Origin of the sequence: Hydrogenophaga luteola (genome assembly GCF_042648585.1) — a bacterium.
Classification (GTDB): domain Bacteria; phylum Pseudomonadota; class Gammaproteobacteria; order Burkholderiales; family Burkholderiaceae_C; genus Hydrogenophaga; species Hydrogenophaga luteola.
The window spans coordinates 124299-149354 of the sequence record NZ_JBHRXX010000001.1; the positions used below are offsets into that span (position 1 = coordinate 124299).

Annotated in this window: 20 protein-coding genes; 17 read left to right on the plus strand and 3 right to left on the minus strand. The window is 69.3% G+C overall.

All coding sequences use genetic code 11. The features are described from left to right. Nucleotides 1-42: 42 nt before the first annotated feature. The 17 genes from ACFOPI_RS00555 (at nt 43) to ACFOPI_RS00635 (ending at nt 22134) form a co-directional block, all read left to right on the plus strand. Complete coding sequence (locus tag ACFOPI_RS00555) at nt 43-2199, plus strand: TonB-dependent siderophore receptor (RefSeq protein WP_382169707.1); 2157 nt, start codon at nt 43-45, stop codon at nt 2197-2199. A gap of 42 nt (nt 2200-2241) precedes the next feature. Then, entirely contained in the window at nt 2242-4377 is a 2136-nt protein-coding gene (locus ACFOPI_RS00560) for a TonB-dependent siderophore receptor (RefSeq protein WP_382169709.1), read from the plus strand. Further along, on the plus strand, nt 4374-4679 hold the full coding sequence (locus tag ACFOPI_RS00565; RefSeq protein WP_382169710.1) for an iron uptake protein: 306 nt from the start codon (nt 4374-4376) through the stop codon (nt 4677-4679). The genes ACFOPI_RS00560 and ACFOPI_RS00565 overlap by 4 nt, the downstream gene beginning before the upstream one ends. 11 nt (nt 4680-4690) lie before the next feature. Next, entirely contained in the window at nt 4691-6403 is a 1713-nt protein-coding gene (locus ACFOPI_RS00570; RefSeq protein WP_382169712.1) for a PepSY-associated TM helix domain-containing protein, read from the plus strand. Further along, nucleotides 6396-6725 (plus strand): DUF3325 family protein, encoded by a 330-nt coding sequence (locus ACFOPI_RS00575; protein ID WP_382169714.1) that lies wholly within the window; start codon nt 6396-6398, stop codon nt 6723-6725. The genes ACFOPI_RS00570 and ACFOPI_RS00575 overlap by 8 nt, the downstream gene beginning before the upstream one ends. Then, nucleotides 6722-7153, plus strand: a complete 432-nt coding sequence (locus tag ACFOPI_RS00580) for a hypothetical protein (protein WP_382169716.1) — start codon at nt 6722-6724, stop codon at nt 7151-7153. The genes ACFOPI_RS00575 and ACFOPI_RS00580 overlap by 4 nt, the downstream gene beginning before the upstream one ends. Nucleotides 7154-7221: 68 nt before the next feature. Further along, nucleotides 7222-9324 carry a TonB-dependent receptor gene (locus tag ACFOPI_RS00585; protein WP_382169719.1) on the plus strand — a complete coding sequence of 701 codons (2103 nt, stop codon included), beginning with the start codon at nt 7222-7224 and terminating at the stop codon, nt 9322-9324. A 41-nt stretch (nt 9325-9365) separates the two neighbouring features. Beyond that, the gene (locus tag ACFOPI_RS00590; RefSeq protein ID WP_382169721.1) at nt 9366-10538 is read left to right on the plus strand and encodes a PepSY-associated TM helix domain-containing protein; all 1173 of its coding nucleotides are present in this window, start codon (nt 9366-9368) and stop codon (nt 10536-10538) included. Continuing rightward, nucleotides 10535-10708: a hypothetical protein gene (locus tag ACFOPI_RS00595; RefSeq protein WP_382169723.1), complete on the plus strand. Its 174-nt coding sequence runs from the start codon at nt 10535-10537 to the stop codon at nt 10706-10708. The genes ACFOPI_RS00590 and ACFOPI_RS00595 overlap by 4 nt, the downstream gene beginning before the upstream one ends. Before the next feature lie 55 nt (nt 10709-10763). Then, the gene (locus ACFOPI_RS00600; protein WP_382169725.1) at nt 10764-12014 is read left to right on the plus strand and encodes a sigma-70 family RNA polymerase sigma factor; all 1251 of its coding nucleotides are present in this window, start codon (nt 10764-10766) and stop codon (nt 12012-12014) included. Between the two features lie 109 nt (nt 12015-12123). Continuing rightward, entirely contained in the window at nt 12124-14523 is a 2400-nt protein-coding gene (locus ACFOPI_RS00605; protein WP_382169727.1) for a TonB-dependent siderophore receptor, read from the plus strand. 99 nt (nt 14524-14622) lie between these two features. Continuing rightward, the gene (locus ACFOPI_RS00610) at nt 14623-15810 is read left to right on the plus strand and encodes an imelysin family protein (protein WP_382169728.1); all 1188 of its coding nucleotides are present in this window, start codon (nt 14623-14625) and stop codon (nt 15808-15810) included. 6 nt (nt 15811-15816) lie between these two features. Next, nucleotides 15817-17322, plus strand: coding sequence for a di-heme oxidoreductase family protein (locus tag ACFOPI_RS00615; protein ID WP_382169730.1), 1506 nt, complete (start codon nt 15817-15819; stop codon nt 17320-17322). 104 nt (nt 17323-17426) lie between these two features. After that, complete coding sequence (locus ACFOPI_RS00620; RefSeq protein ID WP_382169732.1) at nt 17427-18470, plus strand: imelysin family protein; 1044 nt, start codon at nt 17427-17429, stop codon at nt 18468-18470. Between the two features lie 154 nt (nt 18471-18624). Beyond that, nucleotides 18625-19638, plus strand: a complete 1014-nt coding sequence (locus ACFOPI_RS00625) for a DUF1513 domain-containing protein (protein WP_382169734.1) — start codon at nt 18625-18627, stop codon at nt 19636-19638. Nucleotides 19639-19765: 127 nt separating this feature from the next. Beyond that, the gene (locus tag ACFOPI_RS00630; protein WP_382169736.1) at nt 19766-20110 is read left to right on the plus strand and encodes a hypothetical protein; all 345 of its coding nucleotides are present in this window, start codon (nt 19766-19768) and stop codon (nt 20108-20110) included. Further along, nucleotides 20107-22134, plus strand: coding sequence for a hypothetical protein (locus ACFOPI_RS00635; protein WP_382169737.1), 2028 nt, complete (start codon nt 20107-20109; stop codon nt 22132-22134). The genes ACFOPI_RS00630 and ACFOPI_RS00635 overlap by 4 nt, the downstream gene beginning before the upstream one ends. Nucleotides 22135-22254: 120 nt before the next feature. On the opposite strand, the gene ACFOPI_RS00640 is transcribed toward ACFOPI_RS00635, so the two are convergent. From ACFOPI_RS00640 to ACFOPI_RS00650, 3 genes are all read right to left on the minus strand, one after another. After that, nucleotides 22255-23667, minus strand: coding sequence for a class II fumarate hydratase (locus ACFOPI_RS00640; protein WP_382169739.1), 1413 nt, complete (start codon nt 23665-23667; stop codon nt 22255-22257). Nucleotides 23668-23764: 97 nt separating this feature from the next. Continuing rightward, the gene (locus tag ACFOPI_RS00645; protein WP_382169741.1) at nt 23765-24220 is read right to left on the minus strand and encodes a hypothetical protein; all 456 of its coding nucleotides are present in this window, start codon (nt 24218-24220) and stop codon (nt 23765-23767) included. Then, nucleotides 24217-25056, minus strand: a complete 840-nt coding sequence (locus ACFOPI_RS00650) for a heme ABC transporter ATP-binding protein (RefSeq protein WP_382170917.1) — start codon at nt 25054-25056, stop codon at nt 24217-24219. The genes ACFOPI_RS00645 and ACFOPI_RS00650 overlap by 4 nt, the downstream gene beginning before the upstream one ends.

Here is a 25056-nt window from a genome sequence, read left to right on the forward strand (position 1 = left end):
TCACACGCCCAGCCTCGCCCACCCACACCGTCCCGATCCGCCATGCACCACCCGCTCACATCCCTCTGCGCGGCGCTGTCCGCCGCCTGCCTGCTGACCCTGCCGGCCTACGCCCAGCCCACCGAAGAGGCCACGCTCGCGCCCGTCACCGTCAAGGCCCAGCGAACACCCGACGCCACCTCGGAGGGTTCGGGTTCCTACACGACGGAGGCCACGTCGACCGCCACCGGCCTGCCACTCTCGATCCGCGACACACCGCAGTCGGTGAGCGTGGTGACCCACGAGCGCATGCAGGACCAGGCGATGGACACGGTCGAGGATGCGCTGCGCGCCACCCCCGGTGTCTCGCTCAAGAGCATGGACCGCGGGCGCAACGGCCTCTCGGCCCGCGGCTTCCTCATCACCAACTACCAGTTCGACGGCGTGCCCATGTTCACCGGCAACATCGGCGCAGAAACCAGCAGCACAGCCCCCTTCGACCGAATCGAAGTGGTGCGCGGCTCCACCGGTCTGCTGAACGGCGCGGGCGACCCGTCCGCGGCCATCAACCTGGTGCGCAAGCACGCCAACAGCAAGACCTTCACGGCCACGGTGGAGACCGAGTTCGGCAGCTGGAACCACCGCGCCGGGACCGTGGACATGACCACACCCCTGAACAGCGACGCCTCGGTCCGCGGGCGTCTGGTGCTGAGCGCCGACGCCCAGGACGCCTTCATCGACCTGGAGAACACCCGGGGCAGCCTGTTCTATGGTGTGGTGGACGCCGACCTGGCCCCCGGCACGCGCCTGAGCGTGGGCGCCAGCCACGAGACCCGCAAGCGCAACGGCGTCTACTGGGGAGGGCTGACCTACTGGTACGCCGACGGTGGGCGCTCCCAATGGGACCGGTCCAAAACCAACGCCACGCGCTGGAACCAGTGGGACACCGAAGAGACCACGGCCTTCGCCAGCCTGGAACACCGGCTGGCCAACCGGTGGCTGGTGCGCGCCGACCTCGCGCACCGCAAGCAGGTGGAAGACTCCAAATTGCTGTGGGTGATGGGCACACCCGACCGGTCCACCGGCCTGGGCCTGTCCGCCTATCCCTACCACTACCACGCCGAGCCCACGCAGGACCACGCCAGCGTCTCGGCCACCGGCCCCTTCCGCCTGGGCGGGCGGGAACACGAGCTCAGTGTCGGTGTGATGCACAGCCGGCTCAAGGACGGCTGGGACAACCGCGACGCCATCTCGGGCCCGCCCGAGGTGGGCAACTTCAACGAATGGGACGGCAGCTACCCCGAACCAGCCATGTCGCCGTTCTACCTGGCCAGCCGGGACACGACCACCCAGACCGGCGCCTATGCGGCGGCGCGCCTGCAGGTCACCGACGCCCTCAAGTTCATCGTCGGTGGACGGGTGAGCGACTGGAAACGACAGGGTGCGGTCGGCGCCTGGAACCCCGTGGCCTACACCCTGCGGCACAGCGGCGTCCTCACGCCGTACGCAGGCGTGGTGTTCGACCTGAACGACCACCTGTCGGTCTACGCCAGCCACACCACCATCTTCAAGCCTCAGACCGAAAAGGACCGCAACGGCCAGTACCTCGATCCGCTGGAAGGCGACAGCTCGGAAGTCGGGATCAAGGGCGAGTACTTCAACGGCAGGCTCAACGCCTCGGCCGCCGTGTTCCGCATCGACCAGGACAAGCTCGCCACGCCCGATCCGGGCTACTTCGTACCGGGCACGGCGACCGTGGCCTCGCGCGCTGCGCGAGGGGTCCAGTCGCAGGGCGTCGAACTGGAGGTGTCGGGTGAAGTGGCCCCCGGCTGGCAAATGGGCGCGGGCTGGACCCAGTTCAGCGCCCGCGATGCACAAGGCGCCCATGTGGTGACCGAGCACCCCCGCCAGCAACTCAAGCTGTTCACCCGGCACACCCTCGACGGCGCGCTGCAAGGCCTGAGCCTGGGCGGCGGCCTGGTGTGGGAAAGCAGACCCCCGGTCACGGCCACCAACCCCGCCACCGGCCTGGACGAGCAGGTGGGCCAGCCCGCCTACGCCATCGTGGATGTCATGGCGGCCTACGCCCTGACCCCGCGCACCACCGTGCAACTGAACATCAGCAACCTGCTGGACAAGGCTTACTACAACAGCTCCTGGAGTGGCTACACCTACGGCGAGCCCCGCAAGTTCACCGTGGCACTCAAGCACCGCTTCTGAGCCGGACTTCCCCGCTTCTCTCATCCCCGCCAACGACACACCATGGCTCAAACAACACAACCACCCCACCGCTCCGTGGCCATCGCCGCGGCCCTGCTCGCCAGCGGCTTCCTTGCCAGCGCCCCGGCCAGCGCCCAGTCCGCTGGGACCGGCACCGATGGCACCACCACCACGCCGGAGCCCGAACTGTCCACGGTCGTGATCAAGGCCAAGCGGGAGAACCGCGTCTCCAAGGGCGCGACCAACCTGCCCATGGAGGTCAAGGACACGCCGCAATCGATCAGCACCATCGACAAGGAGACCTTGCGCGACTTCGGCGCCACGGACGCCAACGACGCGCTGCGCTTCGGCACCGGCCTGACGGTGGACGAGTGGGAGACCAACCGCACGTCCTACAGCACGCGCGGCTTCGACATCATGCTCACGCAGATCGACGGCCTGGGCATGACCAACGACTGGGGCATCGCCGAGAGCCAGATGGACACCTACCTGTTCGAGAAGATCGAACTGATCCGGGGCGCCAACGGCCTGCTCACGGGTGTGGGCACGGCCTCGGGCACCATCAACTACGTGCGCAAGCGCCCCACCAGCAAAGACGGTGGCGAGGCGCAGCTGACCATGGGTTCCTTCGGCCAGAAGCGCGTGGCGCTGGACTACAACAAGGTGCTGTCCAAGGACGGCCTGTGGGCCGGCCGGCTGGTGGTGGCACACGACGACAAGGACTCCTACCTGCGTGCACTGGGCACCGAGCGCACCGCCCTCTCGGCCATCGTCGAGGGACAGATCGGGCTCAACGGTGTGCTGACACTGGGCCTGAGCTACCAGGACTCGAAGCAGCGCTCGCCGATGTGGGGCTCGCTGACCCTTCCGTACGCCGACGGCTCGCTGGCAGAGTTTGACGTGTCGGCCTCCACCTCGCAGGACTGGACCCTCTGGAACAACCGCCGGCAGAGCGTGTTCGCCGAATACGCCCACACGCTGCCGAACAACTGGGAGGCCAAGCTCACCCTCAACCACGCCGAGGGAAAAGACGCCACCAAACTGTTCTACGCCTACACCTTCACCGGCTACCTCAACGACGACAACACAGGCCTCTACGGCTGGCCCTACCGCAGCGACAGCAGCTCCAGCAGCGACATCGTCGATGTCAACCTCTCGGGTCAGTTCGGCGCTTTCGGCCGCCAGCACGACGCGCTGTTCGGCCTGAGCCATTCGAAGCAGAAGACCACGACCTGGACCTACGCGGGTGCCACCTTCCCGGTGCTGCCGGCGTTCCCCTATGCGGGCGACGTGTTCGCCGAGCCGGCCTGGGGCACCAGGACCGTCTCCAACGACGGCGACCAGAACCTCACCCGCCTGTACGCCGCCAGCCGCCTGCAGCTGACCGATGCCCTCAAGGGCATCGCCGGCATCAACGCGATCCGGCTGGTGCGCGACGGCACCGCCATCTACGGCAGCGGCGTCCAGCTCAACAACGAGACCACCCGGAAAGTCAGCCCCTACGTCGGCCTGACCTACGACCTGACGCCGGACGCACTGGCCTACGCCTCGTACTCCGACATCTTCCAGGCGCAGGACCAGGTGGACAACAACGGCGTCACCCTCAAGCCCATGAAAGGTGTCAACGCCGAGGTCGGCCTCAAGGCCGAATGGCTGGACCGCAAGCTGCTGACCACCTTCGCCCTGTTCAGCGCCGAACAACGCGGACTGGCCACCGTGGCCGGCTTCAACACCAACACCCAGCAGGACTACTACGAACCCAAGGACGTGAAGACCCAGGGCTTCGAGATCGAGGCCAGCGGCCGCATCGGTGCTGACACCAAAGTGTCCGCCGGCTTCACATCGATGAGCCTGAAGGGTCCGGACGGAAAGGACATCTACGAGTGGATTCCGCGCCGCACCCTCAAGCTGCAGGCCGACACCCGCGTGGCCGCCGTGCCCAAGCTGCGCGTGGGCTCCGGCCTGCGCTGGCAGTCCGGCGTCTCCAAGGTGGCCGGCGCCCGCCAGGACGCCTACGTGGTGGTGGATGCCTTCGCCGCCTACGAGCTGACCGACAAGGCCACGCTGCGCCTGAACGTCAGGAACCTGGCGGACAAGAAGTACATCCGCTCCGTGACCTACGGCGCCATCTACGGCGCACCGCGCAGCGCGGCCCTGACGCTGGAGTACAAGCTGTGACCGCCCGGGCCAAGTCGCTTCGCTGGCCGGCGGTCACCGCCCGCGTGACCGCCGGTGTCTTCGGCGCCTACGCCTTCACATGGGGCTTCGCGGCGGCGGGCGTGGCCGCGCTGGTGGGTCTGGGCGTGGAGTACCACGACGCCGAGATGGGCGTGCTCATGCTCGCCTTCCTGGTGTTCCTGGGCCTGTTCCTCTGGAGCTTCGCCGCCGCCAGCATCGCCCGCGTCTGGGCCGTGCTGGCCGGGGGCGCGGCCCTGCTGTTCGCCACCGCCTGGGCCCTCCAGCGCGCCATCCTGTCCTGAAAGGAAACCCCATGTTCCAGAACTTCCGGCAGTCCATGGCCTGGCTGCACACCTGGTTCGGCCTGGTGATCGGCTTTGTGCTGGTCGTGGTGTTCTTCTTCGGCTCGCTCTCGGTGTTCGACCGCGAGATCGACCGCTGGGCGATTCCGCAGACGCGCTTCGACCCGCAGCCCATGCCCTCGTTCGACGAACTGCTGCTGCCGGCGTTCAGGAAGATCGAACCCGACGCCGCCGACTACGCGGCCAACATGGCCACGCTGCACGACCCGGCCAAAGGCCCGATGACGCCGCGCCTGGAGCTGCCGGCCGACGAGTACTGGGCCTACACCACCCACCGCGACCCGGTGCTGCGCATGGGCGTCGGCTTCAAGGTGCCGCTGGCCAAGGACCCGGACGGCCACAACCACATCCACGGCGAGACCACCATCGACCCGCGCAGCGGCACCGTGGTGCGCGCCGACCAGCTCAAGATCGGCAGCGACTGGTTCTACCCCATGCACTACAGCCTGAACTGGCAGTGGAAGAACCTGGGCATCTTTCTCGTCGGTCTGGCCGCGCTGGTGATGCTGGCCGCACTGGTCAGCGGCGTGGTGATCCACCGCAAGATCTTCCGCGAGTTCTTCACCTTCCGGCCGAAGAAGCACACCCAGCGCAGCGCGCTGGACCTGCACAACATGACGGGCGTGGTCGCGCTGCCGTTCCACTTCTTCTTCGCCTTCACCGGCCTGGTGATCTTTGCGGCCTTCTACTTCCTGCCGGTCTCGCAGTTCCAGCTCAAGGGCCTGCACGACCGCCACGAGGTGATGGAGGCCCAGGAAACCGGCCTGCCACACCAGGCCGCCGGTGTGCCTGCGCCGCTGGCCTCGGTGGACGCGATGGTGGCCGAGGCCAAACGCCGCTGGGCCGCGCGCGACATGGCGGGCGAGGTGGGCTTCCTGATGGTGCACCACGTGGGCGACGCCAACAGCTACGTCAGCGTCTACCGCGCCGGCAGCGACCGCGTGGCGCTGGTGGGCGAGGGCATCCACTTCAAGGGCAGCACCGGTGAACTGCTGCGCGAGGACCCGCCCCGCAGCGCCGTGTCTGAAATCAACGAGTTCCTCACCGGCCTGCACCTGCAGCACTTCGAACACTGGTTCCTGCGCTGGCTCTATGTGTTGGGCGGCCTGCTGGGCTGCGTCTGCATCGCCACCGGCTTCGTCTTCTTCGTCGAGAAACGCAAGCAGCAGCACGCGAAAGCGGGCGGGCAGGGCAGCCGCGTGGTCGACGCGCTGGCCGTGACCACGGTCACCGGCATGGTGATCGCCGCCATCGGCATGCTGGTGGCCAACCGCCTGCTGCCGCCCGACCTGGCGGGCAAGGGCGACTGGGAAAAGACCGCCTTCTTCGGGCTCTGGGCCCTGGCGCTGGCGCACGCGCTGGTGCGCAGCGCCCCGGTGGCTCGGGCGCGCATGAACCCGGCCTGGCGCGAGCAGTGCTGGGCCATCGCGGTGCTGGCCGTGGCGGCCGTGGTGCTCAACGCGATCACCACCGGCGACCACCTGGTCAAGACCGTGTTCACCGAGACCTACTGGGCCGTGGCCGGCGTGGACCTGAGCCTGCTGGCCTGCGCGTGGGTGGCGACCTGGGCCGCGCGCCAGCTGGCCCGGCGCGAGCAGGCGGCGCCTCGCGCGCCAGCCGCCCCGGCAGGCAGCGATGCGGTGGCGGAGGTGGCCCATGTCTGAAGCCTTGTGGCTGCTGCTGGCCGCGGCGCTGAGCTTCAGCGGCATGGCCTGGCTTGCGCTGGCGATGGAGGTGCACTGGGGCCAGGTGATGCACCGGCACGCGGACGAGGCGCAGGGCCCGCGCCGGCGGCTGCGGGCCCTGGGCGCCGCGGCCTTGCTGCTCTCGCTGCTGGCCTGTCTGTCGGCCGACCGGCCGTCGATGGCGGTGCTGGTGTGGACCATGCTGCTGGCCGGCAGCGCGGTCGGCGTGGCCATGGTGCTCAGCCGCCGGCCCCGGTGGCTGGCGCCGTGGGCGGGCGACCTGCACTCCACGCTCCAATGAGGCCGCCGGATATCGGCGCCCGCCTACGGGACGCGGGCCTGCGCCCCACCATCGGCCGGCAGACCGTACTGGGCCTGATGCTGAATGCCGAAGGTCAGCCGCGGTGCTGCGAAGACCTGTACCGACTCGCGATGGCTTCGCGGCGCTCGCTCAACGTCAGCAGCATCGCGCACGCCCTGTCGGACCTGGAGCGGGTTGGCCTGGTGGTCAGGGTGTCCACAACTGGCGAGAGGCGGCTGTACTACCGCGCGCCCATGTCGGCGACTCAAGCCAACCTCCCGCGCGTGGAACTGGTTCGGGACGGTGGCTGCGAACCGGTCGGCGACACCCGTGCAGCCCAGTGGCTGCAGCAGTGGCTCACCCTGCTGGGGATTCCGACCGACGAACAAAGTCGCATCGTGATTGCTGTAGAGCGCCTCCCCTCTTGAGCACCACCGGCTTCGCCCCTCGGCCCCAGCGGCCTGTTCTTTTAGTCGACACCACGGAGTTGTTCCCTATGACACGATGGACCCTCACCCCCATCAGCATCGCCGTCGCGCTGCTGATGACCGCCACGCTCGCGCAGGCGCAGACCCTGTCTGGAACGCCGGACAATCCCCCTTCCGCTGCAGAGGCACCGGCACAGCTTCCCGAGGTGGTGGTCACCGGCACCAAGCGGTCGCAGCGGCAGCAACAGACCACACAAAGCATCACAGTGGTGTCCGAGCAGGACACCCTGGGCCTCTCGGGAGTCCCTCAGTACCTGGGCCGGATCCCGAACGTGGCCCAGCAGTCCGAAGGCTTCCTGCCCACAGTCCGTGGCCTGGACGGCAATGGCGTGGCCACCGGTGGCGGTGGCGCGGTGACTGGCGCCAGTCCGCGCGTCTCCAACTACATCGACGGCGTGGCACGCACCTATGGCGCCACCCCGGACGGTCAGGGCAGCTTCTGGGACATGTCGCAGCTGGAGTTCTACCGGGGTGCCCAGTCCACACAGCTCGGCCAGAACTCGATGGCCGGTGCCATCGTCCAGACCACCAACGACCCCCGTTTCAAGGACGAAGCCGCCATACAAGCGGGCGTGCACTCCGAGCAGACCACCTACGAAGCAGCCTTCATGGTCAACAAGGTCATCAACGACAAAGTCGCCCTGCGCTTCACCGGCGAGACCATCGATGGCAAAAACTACATCGACTACTCGGGCTTTCAGGGGACGGGCCTGACCGCCGCCGACCGGGATGAGATGGGCCGCATCAAGTACGGTCGCTACCGCTTCAAGGCGCTTTTCGTGCCCACCGACGACCTGCTGCTCAAGCTGACCATGGAACGCGAGGACCGGCGCAACCCATACACCCGCGACCTGGCGTCCAACTCGGCACGCCGCGAGGTTGTGAGCACCAGCTATGGCTACTTCGATTCCGTCAACGACGTGGTGGCACTCAACTCGGTGTACGAGCTGGGCCAGGGCTGGAGCTTCGATGCGGTGCTTTCGCAGCAGAAGGCCGACACCAACTTCGGACCACCGGTGGTGGGCCAGCCCGATCCCTCCGCATTCCTGGACTTCCAGTTCAAGTCCACGGAAACAGCGTTCGAGCCCAAGTTCGTTTTCAAGTCGGGCAGCAGCCGCACCGGTGCCGTCTTCGGAGCCTTCTTCAAGGACCGGGACCGCGAAGACATCGGACAACCGGGGTCTGTCTTCGCCCTGACGGCCGACGACCAGGCCAGCAGCCGCTCGCTGTACACCGACGCCACGATCGAGCTGGACAAGCAATGGGACCTGATCGCTGCGATGCGCTACCAGAACGATCGCCAGAAGCGCGACTTCTCCGCGTTCAACGGATTGCTGACCTACGACTTCAACGAGAAGAACACGGTCTTCCTGCCCAAGATCGGCGCCACCTTCCACCAGAGCCCGGACGCCTCCCTCAGCCTGCTGGCCTACCAGGGCTACAACGCCAGCGGCGGTGGTGTGAGCTTCGTGAGCTTCACGCCCTACACCTACCGCAAGGAAACCTCGGACACCATCGAACTGGTGGCCCGAACGCAGTGGCTGGACCGCAAGCTCACCGCCAATGCCAATCTCTTCTTCACCAATCTGAAGAACGCACAGGCCAGCGGCGTCGGTCCTGGGGGTCCCAACGACGGCATCTACCTCAACATCGCCAAAGCCCGGACCCGCGGGCTGGAGGTCGACCTCGCCTACCAGCCCGACCGCAAGACCCGGCTCACGGCGGCGCTGGGCCTGCTGGATACCGAGATCGTCGACTTTGGATCGGCGGCGAACAACCACCGCAACGGCAACGAACTGGGTCTGTCCCCCAGGGTGAGTGCCAGCCTCGGCGCCAGTGTGGAAGTGGTCGCCGGCCTGACCCTCGGTGGCAACGTGTCCTACGTGGGCAAACGGTTCACCGACTTCGACAACCTGCCGGAGGACCGTCTGGACAGCTACGTGCTCACCAATGTGCAGGCCCAGTACCGCATTGGCAAGTCCGCGACCCTGACCGGCTACATCAACAACCTGTTCGACAAGCTGGTGCAGACCAGCCGGTTCACAGCACTCAACCAGGCCTACGTCAACGCACCACGCACTGTGGGCGTGAAGCTGAGACTGGATTTCTGAGCCTTAACCGGCCGACCGACAACCCAAGCGAGTGATCCGCCATGACACCCCGCACCCTGCGCATCTGGACCTGGCTGCACACCTGGAGCAGCCTGATCTGCACCGTGTTCATGCTGCTGTTGTGCCTGACCGGCCTGCCACTGATCTTCCACCACGAAATCGGGCACCTGCTGGGTACCGAGGTGGAAGCGCCGGAGATGCCTCCCGGAACCCCGATGGCGTCGATGGACAAGGTGCTGGCCAGTGCCCAGGCGCGCGCACCCGATCTCGTGCCCACGTTCGCGTTCCAGGAACCCGACGAGCCCGACACCTGGCTCGTCGGGTTCGCTCCCGAGCCGCTGGCGCAGGAAGGTACACGCATGGTGGTGGTCGACGCCCGCACCGGCGAGGCGCTGGGCGAACCGCCGGCCGAAGAGGGCTTCATCTACGTGATGTTCAAGCTGCACGTGGACCTGTTCGCCGGCCTGCCGGGCAAGCTGTTTCTGGGCCTCATGGGCCTGCTGATGGTGATCGCCATCGTCTCCGGAGTGGTTCTGTATGCACCGTTCATGCGCAAACTGCCCTTCGGCACGGTGCGGCGCGACCGCTCCGCCCGCCTGAAATGGCTGGACCTGCACAACCTGCTGGGCGTGGTCACGCTCAGCTGGGCGCTGGTGGTGGGCTTCACCGGTGTCATCAACACCTGGGCCGATCTGGTGATCAAGCTCTGGCAATTCGACCAGCTTGGCTCGGTGCTCGCGCCCTACAAGAGCGCGCCCCCGCCGACACGCCATGGTTCGCTGCAGGCAGCCACGGCGGTGGCCCAGGCGGCTGAGCCCGACATGAAGCTCGCGTTCGTCGCCTTCCCCGGCACGCAACTGTCCAGCCCGCACCACTTTGCCGTGTTCATGCGCGGCACCGAGCCCCTGACTGCGCGACTGTTCAAGCCGGTGCTGGTGGATGTGCAAAGTCTTGAAGTGACCGCACGACTGGACCTGCCGTGGTATGTGACCGGGCTTCTGGTCTCGCAGCCGCTGCACTTCGGCGACTACGGCGGGCGGCCGATGCAGATCCTGTGGGCCGTGCTGGATGTCATCACCATCTTCGTGCTGGGCAGCGGGCTCTACCTGTGGCTGCAGCGTCGCCGGACGTCATCGCGGCAGCGGCTCTCCGAGGCACCTGATCTGCCGGAGCCGGCACAAGGACAACCGCTGGGGGAAGGAAGAGCGTCATGAGCCTTTGGAAGGTGTTTCTCTGGCCGTTGGCCATCGGGCTGTTGACCATCGTGGGCCTGTTGGCCGGGCTGACGTCCGACGACTGGGGGGATGCGCTGGCCGCCCTGGGTCTGGCAGTGCCTGCGTGGATTGCTCTGCGCCAACTCTGGGCGAAGGGTTCGCGGCCGTGACACGCCGCGTGGCAGCCGCAGCCCCGAACGGACGCCAGCTCCATTCCGCACACACGTGTTTGAGCAGCACTACCCGGAACTGCTGAACTTCCTCACCCGGCGGGTGGGCAACCGCGACCTCGCGGCCGACCTGACGCAGGAGAGTTTTGCGCGCGTGTATTCGGTCGCCGGCGCCCGCCCGGTGATGGAGCCGCGCGCGCTGCTCTACACCACGGCGCGCAACCTGCTGACCGACCACCACCGACGAAGCAACGTCCGCGAAGCCGTGGCGTTCAACCCGGTGGACCCCGAACGCGACGAGCACGCGGGCCCCGACACCCACCAGCCCGAGGTCATCCTCGACGGCCGCCAGCGCCTGCAGCGGCTCGAACAGACCCTGGCCGCCCTGCCGCCGCGGGCGCGCGAAGCCTTTGTGCTGGCCAAGATCGATGGCCTGAGCCGCGCCGAGGTGGCGCAGACCATGGGGGTGAGCGTGAAGACGGTGGAATCGCACCTGGAGGTCGCCATGCGCGCCTGCGCGCAGGCCCTGCCGGGCCGCGCGTCGTCGCGCCGGCACGCCATCACCTCCATGCTGAGCGTGGGCGGTCTGGCCTGCCTGGGCGGCTGGGTCGGCTGGGCGCACTGGCGGGCGCTGCCCCTGTACCAGCAGGCTTTCAGCACCCGGCGCGGCCAGCAGCAGCGGCTGACCCTGCCGGACGGCAGCCAGCTGCGGCTGGACACCGGCACGCGGATCGAGGTCGCCTTCCACCGCGGCCACCGCCACGTGCGGCTGCTGCAGGGTCAAGCCTTCTTCGACGTGGCGCCCGACAGCGCACGGCCGTTTAACGTGCGCGCCGACACGGTGAACGTGACCGTGGTGGGCACGCGGTTCTCGGTGCGGCTCACTCCGGAGGTGCCCGGGCGCGACGGGGTGGAGGTGGCGGTCGAACACGGGCGCGTGCGCGTGGCCGCTGGCGATGGTGTGGCGGCACCGTGGCAGCCGCTGCTGCTGGAGGCCGATCAGCTGGCGGTCTTTGACACCGCGGGCCGGCTGCGGTCGGTGGAGCGCTTGCCACCCGGGGGCGCGGCACCCTGGCGCGAACGCCTGCTGAGCTTCGACAACCAGCCGCTGGGGCAAGCACTGGCCGAGCTGGAGCGCTATGCACCCCAGGGCATCGCGTCGGTCGACCCCGCTGTGGCCGGCCTGCGGCTGAGCGGTACCTTCGACCCGCACAACGCCACCACCACCCGCCGTCTGCTGACGGCGGCGCTGCCGCTGCGGCTGGTTCCCGGGCCCACCGGCGTGCACCTGAAGCCGGCGCACTGACCGGCGGTCACCGGCCACGCAAAAAAAAGTTGAACGCCCACTCCGGCAACACCGCGGCTGGTGCGTCTACCGGAACGACCGCTTTTCTCAATCCGTCGTTGGAGTTCCCATGCACCGCTTCACCCCCCGGCCCGCCCCGCTGGCCCTCGCCCTGTCCCTGGTCTTCGCCTCCGGCGCCCTCTGGGCGCAGGGCGCCAGCTTGGCGCCCGATGCCGCGCCCATCCCCATCAGCCTGCCCGCCCAGCCACTGGGCGAGGCGCTCAACGCCTGGGCGCGCCAGGCCGGCGCACAACTGGTCGTGCAGCAATCGCTGGTGGCGGGCAAGACCGCCCCCGCTGTCGCCGGCCCTCTCACCGCTCGCCAGGCGCTGGACCGCCTGCTGGCCGGCAGCGGCCTGACGGCCACGGTGGACGGCAAGGCGGTCAGCATCCAGCCTGCTGCGCCCAGGGCCCCGAGCTCCGACGCGGCCTTGCCCGAGGTGAGGGTCACCGCCAAGGCCATCGGCCCGGCCTCCCCGCTGGGCTACCTGTCGAAGCGCAGCAGCACCGGCGCGCTGGGCGACAAGAAGCTGCTGGACACACCGTTCTCGGTGGCCACGGTGGACAGCGACGACATCGCCGAACGCGGCGCCAAGTCGATCGGCCAGATCTTCGCGAAGGACGCCGCCGTCTCGACCCCGACCAACTCCTTCGCGACCGACTGGTGGGGTACGCAGATCCGCGGCCTGCCGGTGCGCAACACCTACATCGACGACATCCCGATGCTGCTCTACTGGGGCGGCGACTTCCCGACCGAGATCACCGAGAGCGTCACCGCCCTCAAGGGCCTGACCGGCTTCACGTACGGCTTCGGCGAACCCGGCGGCGCGCTGAGCTACCAGCTCAAGCGACCCAAGGCCGACAACGAGACCATGGTGCAGCTGGGCTACCGCAACCCGGGCCTGGCCTCGGTGCACCTGGACACCAGCCGGCGGCTCTCGGAAGACACCGCCCTGCGGGCCAATGTCGCCACCGAGAACGGCACGGCCTACAACGCCGCGAAGATCGACCGCACGGTCGCGTCCCTCGCGCTCGACCAGGCCCTGAGCAGCTCGGTCCAGTGGCGCAGCACGCTGGCCTACGAGGACAGCCGCAACCAGGCCGAGCCCATCCAGCTGTACCTCGAAGCCTACGACCACGTGGGCAGCGGCGGGCAGCTGCCCGCGGTCACCTACGACTACGACCAGCTCAACGTCGACAACGCCTACTACGAGACCAAGACCCTGCTGGCGTCCACCGGCATCGACTGGAAGATCGACGACCAATGGACGCTGAAGACCCAGCTGGGCTTCTCGCGCAAGGACCACCGGTCCAACAAGGCCTTTGCCAACCTGCTCAACCGCGCGGGCGACTACACCGGCGCGATGTACAACTTCGCCGGCCAGCTGGACAACGTGTTTTCTCAGGCGGTGCTGCAGGGCACGGTGCAGGCAGCGGGCATGAAGCACGAGCTGGTGGCCGGGGCTGGCGTGCAGGCCAGCCGCGACCGCTGGGCCAGCGAGTTCTACTGGTCGAACGACTTCGACGGCAACCTCTACCGCGAGCAGACCTACCGCTCCATCCGCACGCCCGACTTCGCGCTGTTGCCGGTGAGCTCCGACACGCGCCAGACCTATGCCTTTGCCAGCGACACGCTGCACTTCAACGAGCGCTGGCAGGCCATCGCCGGGCTGCGGTTCACGCGCTACCGCATCAAGGACCTCGACGGTGACCCGGCCATCGACTCTGCCTACCGGATCAGCAACGCCAGCCCCACCCTGGCCCTGATCCACAAACCCGACGCCCACACCAGCCTCTATGGCAGCTATGTGGAGGGGCTGGAGCCCGGCACCCGCGTCAGCCCGCCCTACGCCAACGCTGGCGAGCTGCTCAAGGCCACGGTGTCCAAGCAGTACGAGATCGGCGCCAAACACGAGCACGGTGGTGTCGACTACGCCGCGGCGCTGTTCCGCGTCGAGCGCGCCAACCAGATCGACGCCCTGCGGGGCGGCGAACGCCACCTGACACAGGACGGCCGGCTGGTCTACCAGGGCCTGGAACTCGATGGCGCCTACCCGCTGGGCAAGGCCCTGAGCGTCGGCCTGTCGGCGGTCTATCTGGACGCCACCATCGACAAGGTCTCCATCGACAACGCCGCGCTCCAGGGCCATGCGCCGTCGTTTGCTCCCAGGTGGCAGGTGGCGGCCAACGTCCAGTACCTGGTGCCGGCCGTGCGGGGACTGAAGCTGCACGGCACCGCCCGCTACGCCGGGGCGTCCTACACCACCGACGCCAACACCCTGCAGATCCCGGCCCGCACGGTGGTCAACGCCGGGTTCGCCTACGACTTCTCGGTCCGCGGCCAGGCGCTCACGCTGCTGGGCAACGTCTACAACCTGTTCAACAAGAAGTACTGGGCGGGCGGCGGCTGGTCGGCCGGCAACCTGGGGGAGGCACGCAACGTGTCGCTGAGCCTGCAGGCCCGGTTCTGAAAGCTTGATCTGCATCAAGTCCGGTCGGTGGTCAGCATCCCCACCGAACACATCTAAAATAGAATCGTTCTCATTTACTTTCAACTGGAGCAACCACCGATGAAACTGCACACCGTCGCCGCCGCCGTGCTGGCCCTGGCTTCCCTGACCGCCGCTTCGCTGCCGGCCCACGCCCAGACCGCCGCACCCGCGGCCGCGGCGGCCGCAGCCGTCGACCACAAGGCCGTGGCCGCCCACTACGCCGCCCTGGTGCACGCCAACTACGCCGACACCCTGGCCGCCGCCAAGGACCTGCAGGCCGCCATCGCCGAGTTCACCAAGGCGCCGTCGGCCGACGGTCTGACCAAGGCCCGCAAGGCCTGGCTGGAGGCGCGCGAGTTCTACGGCCAGACCGAGGCCTTCCGCTTCTACGGCGGCCCCATCGACGACGACAAGGGCCCCGAGGGCCAGATCAATGCCTGGCCGCTGGACGAGGCCTATGTGGACTACGTGACCGGCAAGCCCAACGCCGGCATGGTCAACAACGCCAAGTTCAAGATCACCAAGGCCGCGCTGGCCAAGGCCAACGAACGCGGCGGCGAGGAGAACATCAGCGCCGGATGGCACGCCATCGAGTTCCTGCTCTGGGGCCAGGACCAGAGCGAGACCGGCCCGGGCAACCGCTCGTTTGAAGACTATGTGGTGGGCAAAGGCGCCAACGCCGAGCGCCGCGCGCAGTACCTCACCGTGGCGACCGAGCTGCTGATCGACGACCTGACGGCCGTGACCAAGGCCTGGGAGCCGAACGCCAAGAACTACCGCGCGAAGTTCGAGAAGGGCGGCAAGGAGTCGGTGCGCAAGATCATCGTCGGCCTGGGCTCGCTCTCGCGCGGTGAACTCTCGGGCGAGCGCATGGAAGTGGCGCTGAACTCGCAGGACCAGGAAGACGAACATTCCTGCTTCTCCGACAACACCCACCGCGACGTGGTGACCAACGCCAAGGGCATCCAGAACGTGTGGACCGGCGAGTACACGCGCCGCGACGGCAGCGTGCTCAAGGGCCCGGGCGTGCGCGACCTGGTGGCCGCGAAGAACCCGGCCCTGGCCGAGAAGACCACGGCCCAGATCGCCGACTCGGTGAAGGGTGCGGAAGCCATTCCGGCGCCGTTCGACCGCGCCATCGTCAAAGGCTCGGCCGGCCGCCCCGCCATCGAGAAGACCATCGCCAGCCTGGTGTCGCAGTCCAAGCTGCTGGTGGAATCCGCCTCGGCCGTCGGCATCGCCAAGCTGACCCTCGTGGAGCCCTGATCCCTCATGAACCTCCTTCCCACAGCCAAGCGCTTCGCGCCAGCCATGGGGGCCGCCGCCATCGGCGCGGCGGTCTGGGCCCTGATCGGGCCCGCCGCCGCCGATGCCGACCCGGACCCACTGGGCGAATTCACCGGCGGTGCCACCACCGTGCACACCACGGGCAAGAACTCGTTTTCCTTCCCGCTGGCCAACCTGGACGACGCCGAGCGCACGCGCTTTGCCATCGGCAACTCCTTCTTCAAGCGCAACTGGGTCGAGGCCCCCGCGTCCACCACGGCGCGCGACGGCCTGGGCCCGCACTTCATCGCGCGCTCCTGCGCCGGCTGCCACGTGATGGACGGCCGCGGCGCACCGCCCGACTGGAAGAAGACGCTCGGCCCCGAGCCCGACCCGACGGTCGCGCTGCTGTTCCGCCTCTCGGTGCCCGGCACGCCCGCGCCGCACGACGGCGTGGTGCCCGAGCCGACCTACGGTGACCAGTTCAACAACGCCGCGATCCAGGGCGTGAAAGCCGAGGGCACGGTGCGCATCCGCAGCACGCCGGTGCACGGCCGCTTCGCCGACGGCACGCGCTACACGCTGCACCAACCCGTCTACAGCTTCACCGACCTCGGCTACGGCCCCATGGCCAAGGACGTGATGGTCAGCCCGCGCATCGCGCCGCACATGGCTGGCCTGGGCCTGCTGGAAGCGATTCCCGAGAGCGAGATCCTGGCCAATGCGCGCGAGCAGGCCGCCGCACCCGGCCCCATCAAGGGCCAGCCCAACCGCGTCTGGGACGCCTTCGCGCAGAAGGAGGTGATCGGCCGCTTCGGCTGGAAGGCCAACACCGGCAGCCTGGCGCACCAGAGCGCCGGGGCCTTCCTGGGCGACATGGGCATCACCAGCAGCGTCAACTGGCGCGAGGCCTGCACGCCCGCGCAGAAGGATTGTCTGGCCGCACCGCACGGCGGCGGCAAACGCACCGGCCACGACGGGCTGATGCCCTCGTCGCAGGCCAGCGCGCAGGTGCCCGAGATCGACGACCAGACCCTGGGCGACGTGGTGTTCTACGCCGCCACCCTGGCCCCGGCGGCGCGCCGCAAGCCCGACGACCCGCAGGTGCTGCGCGGCCAGGCGCTGTTCGCCCAGGCCCAGTGCGCCACCTGCCACCGCCCGAGCTATGTGACCGGCGAGCCGCTGTTTCCGCGCCTGACCAGCCCCAAGGTGGCCGGCCAGCGCATCTGGCCCTACACCGACCTGCTGCTGCACGACATGGGCGAGGGACTGGCCGACGGCCGGCCCGACTTCCAGGCCAGCGGCCGGCAGTGGAAAACGCCGCCGCTCTGGGGCGTGGGTCTGTTCCGGGACGTGAATGGCCACCAGCGCCTGCTGCACGACGGTCGCGCCAACGGCGTGCTCGAAGCCGTGCTCTGGCATGGCGGCGAGGCGCAGCGCTCGAAAGAGCAGGTGCTGAAGTTTTCGAAGCAGGACCGCGACGCGCTGGTCGCGTTCGTGAACTCACTATGAGCACACACCCCCTGCGTCGCTTCGCGGCTTCCCCCTCTCTCGCCTTCGGCGGGAGGAGGACCACACCAGCGGCCCGGCCAAGCCGGTTCCGCGGTGTGCGCTGGATGCGTGCCACCTTGGCTGGCATGTGCTTGCTGGTTGGAGGCGCGCAAGCGCAGACCGGTGGCGCGCTCGCCTTCCCCTACTACAGCGGCGAGGACGCGCTGCAGGGCCTGTACGCACAGCACCTGCCTCCGCTGGCGCGCGATTTCGAGACCCAGGCCAAAGCCCTGAGCACCGCCGCGCGCCGGCACTGCGCCGGGCCCGCCGCCACCGCGGCGCTGAAGGACGCCTGGCGCCGGGCCCTGCTGTCGTGGCAGACCCTGTCCAGCCCCGCGCTGGGCCCGGTGATCGAGCGCCGCGCGCAGCGGCAGATCGACTTCTGGCCCACGCGGCCGGCGCTGCTGGCCAAGGCGCTGGAGCGCGCGCCGCAGACGCTGGCCGACATGGAATCCGTCGGCACGCCGGCCAAGGGTTTTCCGGCGATGGAGCAGTTGCTGGCCGCCCGACCCTCGCCGGCCCACTGCCCGTATCTCGTGCTGCTGGCCGACGGCATCGAGGTCGAGGCGGTCGCGCTGCGCACGGGCTTCGATGCGCTCGCCGCGCGCGACTGGACCAGCGACGAGGACGCCGCCCGCAGCGCCTTCGCCGAATGGATCAACCAGTGGCTGGGCGGCCTGGAGCGCCTGCGCTGGGCCCACATCGAGCAGCCGTTGCAGAAGGCCCGCACGGCCGGCCAAGGCCATGCGCCCGAGTTCGCGCGTCTGGCTGCCGCCGACAACGCCGCTGAATGGCGCGCGCAGTGGCAGGCGCTGCGCACGCAGGCGCGCCTGACCGCTGCGCAGCGCGCACAGCCGCCGCAGCCGGGCCAGGGCCTGGTGCCCATCGAGGCCCTGCTCATGGGCAAGGGCCAGATCGCGCTGGCGCAGCGCTGGGGCCAGGCGCTGGACCGCGCCGACGCCGCCATCGCTGCGCTGCCCGCGAAGGCGGGCGAGAAGGAGCTGATGGCGCTGTCGAAAACACTCAAGGGCGTGACCACGCTGTTCCAGACGGAGGTGGCGGCTGCGCTGGACGTGCCGCTCGGGTTCTCGGATGCGGACGGAGACTAAAAGGATCCCCCCTGCGCCGCCTTCGGCGTCTTCCCCCCTGAGGGGGGACGCCACTGGCGGCCCGGCGAAGCCGGTTCCGCGGTGGCCGCTGGAAGCAGGCATCTCGCGCCGGCGGCTGTGTCTGTTGGGCGTGGGCGCTGTGCTGGTGCCATCTGTGCATGCTGCAGGTGCCGACGCCACCCTGCTCGCGGCCTGGCAGCAGCAGGATGAGCAGCGCATCGGGCTGCTGGCGGTCGGTGACACGCCGTGGTCGGTGCAGCGGTCGCTCGCGGTGCCCACGCGGGCGCACGGGCTGTGGGCCGAGGCGGGCGGATCGGTGCTCGCGGTCGCGCGGCGGCCGGGCGACTGGCTGTTGCGCTGGCACCCGGCGACAGGTCGCACACAGTGGCACTGGATCGGTGAAGACCGGCGCTTCAACGGCCACGTGATCGCGCGCGCCGACAGCGCCACGCTCTGGACCACCGAGACCGACCTCGACACCGCGATGGGCCGCATCGGCGTGCGCGATGCGCGCTCGCTGGAGAAGACCGGCGAGTGGGCCACGCACGGCATGGACCCGCACCAGTTGCTGGCGCTGCCGCAGGCGGTGGGCGATCTGCCTGCCGGCACGCTGATGGTGGCCAATGGCGGCATTCCCACGCTGCCCGAAACCGGGCGCAGCAAGCGCGAACTCGGGCGCATGGATTCGTCCCTGGTCGCGCTGCACCCCGGCACCGGGGAGTTGCTGGGCCAGTGGCGCCTGGCCGACCCGTTCCTGAGCCTGCGCCACCTGGCCTTCGACACCGTCTCGGGCACGCTGGGCATCGCACTGCAGGCCGAGCACCCGCAGGCCACCGACAAGGCCGGCGCGCCGGTGCTCGCGGTATGGGACGGCCGCGCGCTACGCGCCGCCGAGGGCCAGCCGCCGGTGGCCGGCTACGGCGGCGACATCTGCGCCTGGCCCGGTGGCGGCTTCGCCGTCAGCTGCCCGCGCGTGAACCAGCTTGCGCTGTACGACGCTCGCGGTGTCTGGCAAAGCGCACTGGCGCACCGCGAGGCTTGCGCCCTGGCCAGCCGCCAAGGCCACTGGTGGCTGGGCGGCGCCACCGGCGTGCTCGGCGACCAGGGCGAAGCCCGGGCCACATCCGCGCCGCTGCAGCTCGACAACCACTGGGTGCCGCTGGCCTGAACGGCTGAGCCGGACCAAGCGGTCCAAGGATGGTTGCTGCAGACCGCAAGCAGTTGAACCGGGTGGCTCCGGGGTGTGGGAACATCCCGACCTGTCGTTCACAACAACCGTTTCCAGGGAAGCCACCATGACACAGAAGATCGACCCCGCCAAGCTCAAGGCCGCCGCCGAGCGCCTTGAATGGGTGTGCCAGCAGTATCCGAACGAGGAGCGGGTGCAGGGCCTGCTGGAGAGCATGCGCCCGTTGATAGAGGACGCCAAGGCAGGCAGGGTCCACGCACCCATCGCTGATCGGCACGACATCCCAGCCAGATGGGCTGTCTCCGGCGAGGGCCTATACCGAGACTACAAAGATCCAGACGTTGAGGGCGCCTATGTGGCGTTCGCGATAGAAATGCAAGGGGGGCTGTCTCAAGATGACCAGGACATCAACGCCATCATTGAGAACATCAGGAAAGGCACTCCGTCATGAGTGAACCGGATCTGACGCCTGACGAACTCAAGCGGCGCTACAACGAAAAGACCATCAGGGAAGCGCTGACCTTCAAGCCCCAGGGCGTCAGCGAAGAGGAGGCCAAAAAGTACCTGAATAGTCCTGACGGAATCAAGTATCTGACCAGGCTCAACGAGGCCGCACCCGACGCTTCCATAGACAAGCTCCGCGAGCGCGCCATCGAACAGATCACCTCCGGCCGCGAACTCCCCCGCATGGAGATGCTCGACGGCCCATTGGTCAAGATCGTCCCCAAAGGCCAGCAGCCTTCCTCCTTCTCCCCTTTCTGGGCCAAGGAAGCCGACCTCGACGCAGCCATCCAACAGCGCAAGAACCTCTCGCGGCACTTTGCCCTCCCCATCGCCAGCGAATCGCCTCAATACGACGTCTACAAGATCACACCCAAAGCGCCCACAGAAGTCTTCGTCAACACGGTGGCGCCCACCAGTGAGCTGGACGGCCAGGTCAACAAACCCGGCGGCGCAAGGCAGTTTCTGACGCCCAACCGCAAGCTCTACGAACCCGCGGAACTTGTCAAAACCATCGACAACCGGCTGCCCCTCTCCACCGCCATCCAGCACGGCATCCGTCCCGCCGCCAAAACCGCCGGCGTGCTCGGCACAGCCTACGGCGCTTACGACGCCAAGCACCAGGTCGACGCCGCCATCGACACCGCGCGCTCCAACCGCGAGCAGTGGGTGCGCGGCGGCGAGGAGACCGCCAACCAGGCCGTCAAGACCGTGGTCACCGGTGGGGCGGCCACGGTGGGCGCCATTCCCGGCGCGGCCGCCGGCGCGCTCACCAGCCCCGTCACCGGGCCGGTCGGGCCGGTGGTCGGTGGTGTGGCCACCGGGGGCGCCGCCGCCTATGGCGCCGAGAAGCTCTACGAGGACTCGCGCGTGCAGCAGTTCAGCAAGTACCTCGGCGGCAAAGGGGGTGCGCTCGGCTACGAGTACATCTCCAAGGAGGGCCGCCTGCTGCGCCAGGTCAATGGCCTCAAGCACGATCTGCAGCACGCCACCGACCCGGCCGAGCGCGCGCGCCTGCAGACCCGGCTGGATGCGGCCAGCGCCGCCTTCGGCAAGGAAGCCGAGCGCAACGGCCGCTACTTCGAAGGCCGCGCCGGCATCGACAAGGCCTGGGAGCAGATGCATGCGCGCTTTCCCAAGGTGGACAAGGACGATGTGAACGAGGCCCTGGCCCGCCACATCGACGCCGGCAAGAAGCCCCTGGATGCGGTGCGCGGCGCCTACAGCGACGCGGTGCACGAGAAGTACCCGCGAGCCCTGCCCCACGAGCCGCTGGAGAACTACCGCACGCTGAGCAACGCACAGCTGGCCGAGAAGCACCGGCAGTACGTGGGCGAGGTGACGCAGGGCCGCCGCACGCTGGAGGCGCTGCATACGAACCGGGATTCGCACAACAACGTCGACCAGGGCTGGCCCAAGGCGCTGGCGCAGCAGCGCCAGGCCGGGCGCGTGCAGGAGGGGGCCAACGAACTGTGGCGGGACATCGGCCACCTGGGTGCGATCCGCGAGGTCTACAAGGAGCGCGGCCTGCAGGCACCGGAGCTGCCGGCCGAGCTGAGGCCCAAGGACCCTCAGGCAGCGCCGACCCGCTCGGGCCAGACCTCGCTCACGCCCGAGCAGCAGCGCCACCACGCGCTGGCAGCAGAGCAGCTGGCGCCGGGCCTGCGCGCCCGAGGACTGGACGACGAGCGCATCGACCGCGTGAGCGCCGCCGCCGTCAGCCACGCGCAGGCCCACACCCACCGGGGCGAAGTGCGCGCCTTTCATCTGAGCAAGGACGGCGAGCGGATCGCGATGGTGCAGGCGGGCGCGCCGCTGAGCGAGTTCAGCGTGCGCGAGGCGCAGGCGCGCAGCCCCGAGCAGCACCTGGCGCAGGCGCACCAGACGGCCCATGCGCAGACGCAGGCGCAAGACAGCGCCCGGACCGCCGCGGCACCGACGGCCCACGCCGCGCCCGAGCGCGCGATGGCCTGAAAGACCGCGCGGCACACAGCGGTGGAGCGTGGGGACCAAGGAATTCAGCGCCGGGCCGCCCCAAGCTGAATTCGCACCCCCTCGGGGGGCAGCGACCCGAGCAGCGGTGGAGCGTGGGGGCTATAAGTCCTCTCCGGTCAGCCGCGCAGGGTCGAGCAGCCGTTCCAGTTCCTCGCGTGGGATGTCGGTCTGCTCGGCCGCCACATCCAGGATGGGCCGCCCTTCGCGGTAGGCCTGCTTGGCGATCTCGGCGGCCTTGGCGTAGCCGATCAGCGGGTTGAGCGCCGTCACGAGGATAGGGTTGCGCGCCAGCGCCTGCTGCAGCCGCGATTCGTTGACCTTGAAACCGGCGATCGCCTTGTCGGCCAGCAGGGGCATCACGTTCGCCAGCAGGCCGATGCTCTCCAGCAGGTTGCGCGCGATCACCGGCAGCATCACGTTGAGCTCGAAGTTGCCCGACTGCCCGGCAACGGTGATCGTGGTGTCGTTGCCGATCACCTGCGCCGCCACCATGGCCGTGGCCTCCGGGATCACGGGGTTGACCTTGCCGGGCATGATGGACGAGCCCGGCTGCAGGCTCTCCAGCTCGATCTCGCCCAGGCCCGCGAGCGGGCCGGAGTTCATCCAGCGCAGGTCGTTGGCGATCTTCATCAGCGCCACCGCCAGTGTCTTGAGCGCCCCCGAGGTGGCCACCGCCGTGTCCTGCGCGCCCATCAGCGCGAAGCGGTTGGCGGCCGGTGCGAACGGCAGGCCAGTGGCGCGTGCCAGCGCGGCGCCGCACAGCGGTGCAAAGCGTGGGTCGGCGTTGACGCCGGTGCCTACCGCCGTGCCACCCAGCGCGAGCCGCTGCAGCGCGGTGTTCGCGGCGCGCAGAGGCTCGGCCGCCGCCTCCAGCTGCGCCGCCCAGCCCCCCAGCGCCTGGCCCATGCGCACCGGCGTCGCGTCCATGAGGTGGGTGCGCCCGGTCTTGACGTGGGCGTGGGTCTGCGCGGCCTTGGCCTGAGTGACGGCCACCAGATGCTCAAGCGCCGGCAGCAGGCGCTGGTGCAGGGCCAGTGCGGCGGCCACGTGGATGGCGCTGGGCACCATGTCGTTGCTGCTCTGGCTGGCGTTGACGTGGTCGTTGGGATGCACCGGTGAGCCCAGCGTGCGGCTGGCCAGCGTGGCGATCACCTCGTTGGCGTTCATGTGGCTGCTGGTACCCGAGCCGGTCTGGAAGACGTCGACCGGAAAGTGCAGCATCAGCGCCGCGTCGTCCAGCGCCAGCAAGGCGGCGCAGGCGTGGTCGATGGCACTGGCCTCGGCGGCGGGAATGGCCTGCAGCTCGCCATTGGCCTGTGCGGCGGCGGCCTTGAGCTGCAGCAGCGCGCGCACGAAGACCGCCGGCATAGGCCGGCCGCTGAGCGGAAAGTTGAGCACGGCGCGCTGGGTCTGTGCACCGTAGAGCGCCTGGGCCGGCACGCGCACCGGCCCCATGGAATCGTGTTCGGTGCGCCAGGCGCCGCTTTCTGGCGCGGGGTGGGGCGGGTTCATGGGTGGCTTTCAGATGGCCGCAGGGCCGGGATGCCATCCTGCGCCCGTGAGCCGGGCCCCGCCCCGGCGCCACCCGATGCGACCACTGCAGGCAGGGTCAAGCGGGATCCGACGGGCCGGCCCCGCGGGCGGCGGTGGACACGACCGCGTCCTCCAGCCGGTCGCAAGCCTGCCCGGTGCGGCGGCATTGCCCGTCGGGCTCCAGCCAGGGGTGGGCGTGGCCGGCACAGCCGGTCTGGCAGATCACGGCCTGGGCCTCGCGCATCTCTGCGTCCAGGCGCGGCGCGACGGCCCGGGGGCCCGGCCTGGGGGGCGATTGCAGCGCTGCGGGCCGCAGGTCCCAGGCCACCGCCGTGCGCATGCGCACCAGCTCGCAGCGCAGGCGCAGGTTCTCGGCCTCCAGTGCCGCCTGCCGGCGTGCGCCGGCCTTCAGCTGTTCGGTGACGCGCTGCTGCAGCCGGCCCAGCCGCCCCACCAGCGCCACGTGCTCCTGCGCCAGATCCTGCGCCGCCGAGAGCGCGCGCCCCCGCACCACCACCAGTCTGTTGTTCATGCTGCGTCCTCCTTGTGTTTGATTGCATCCTCGCCCGGCGCCATCAGCAGCTGCACGCAGCCGTCGGCGTCCACCACCGGCCGCGCCCGCACGCCCCAGACCCGCTGCAGCAGCGCGGGCGTGAGGGTCTGCGCCGGGGCACCGCTGGCCTGCAGCCGCCCCCCGTCCAGCACCCAGACCCGGTCGGCGTAGCGCAGGGCCAGGTTGGGGTCGTGCAGCACCGCGAGCACGCCCACGCCCTGCCCGCGCGCCCAGCGCCGCACCGTGGCCATGGTGGCGTGCTGGTGGCGCAGGTCCAGGGCGGCAGTGGGCTCGTCCAGCAGCAGCCAGCGCGGGCGGCCGTCGGGCAGCGGGTGCCATATCTGCGCCAGCACGCGCGCCAGCTGCGCCCGCGCCCGCTCGCCGCCGCTGAGGCTGTTGAGCGCGCGCCCGGCCAGGTGGTCCACGCCGGTCAGCGCCATGGCCGCCTGCACGATGCCGGCCTCGTTGCGCGCGGGGGCCATCCGATGCGGGTAGCGGCCCAGCTCCACCACGTCCCGCACGCTGAAATCGAAGGCCACGCCGGTGTCCTGCGGCAGCACGGCGCGTTCGAGCGCCAGCGTCGCAGCGGCCAGCGAGGACAGCGGCCGCCCGCCCAGCACCACCTGTCCGGCGTCGGGCAGACGCAGCCCGGCCAGCGCCGACAGCAGCGTGGACTTGCCGGCGCCATTGGGGCCGAGCACCGCGCCCACCTCGCCAGGGGACAGCCGCAGCGACACACCGTCGAGCAGCTGGGACCCCCCCACCCGGACGCCAATGTGGTCTGCGTGCAGCGACGCAGCCTCGTGCAGGCGCAG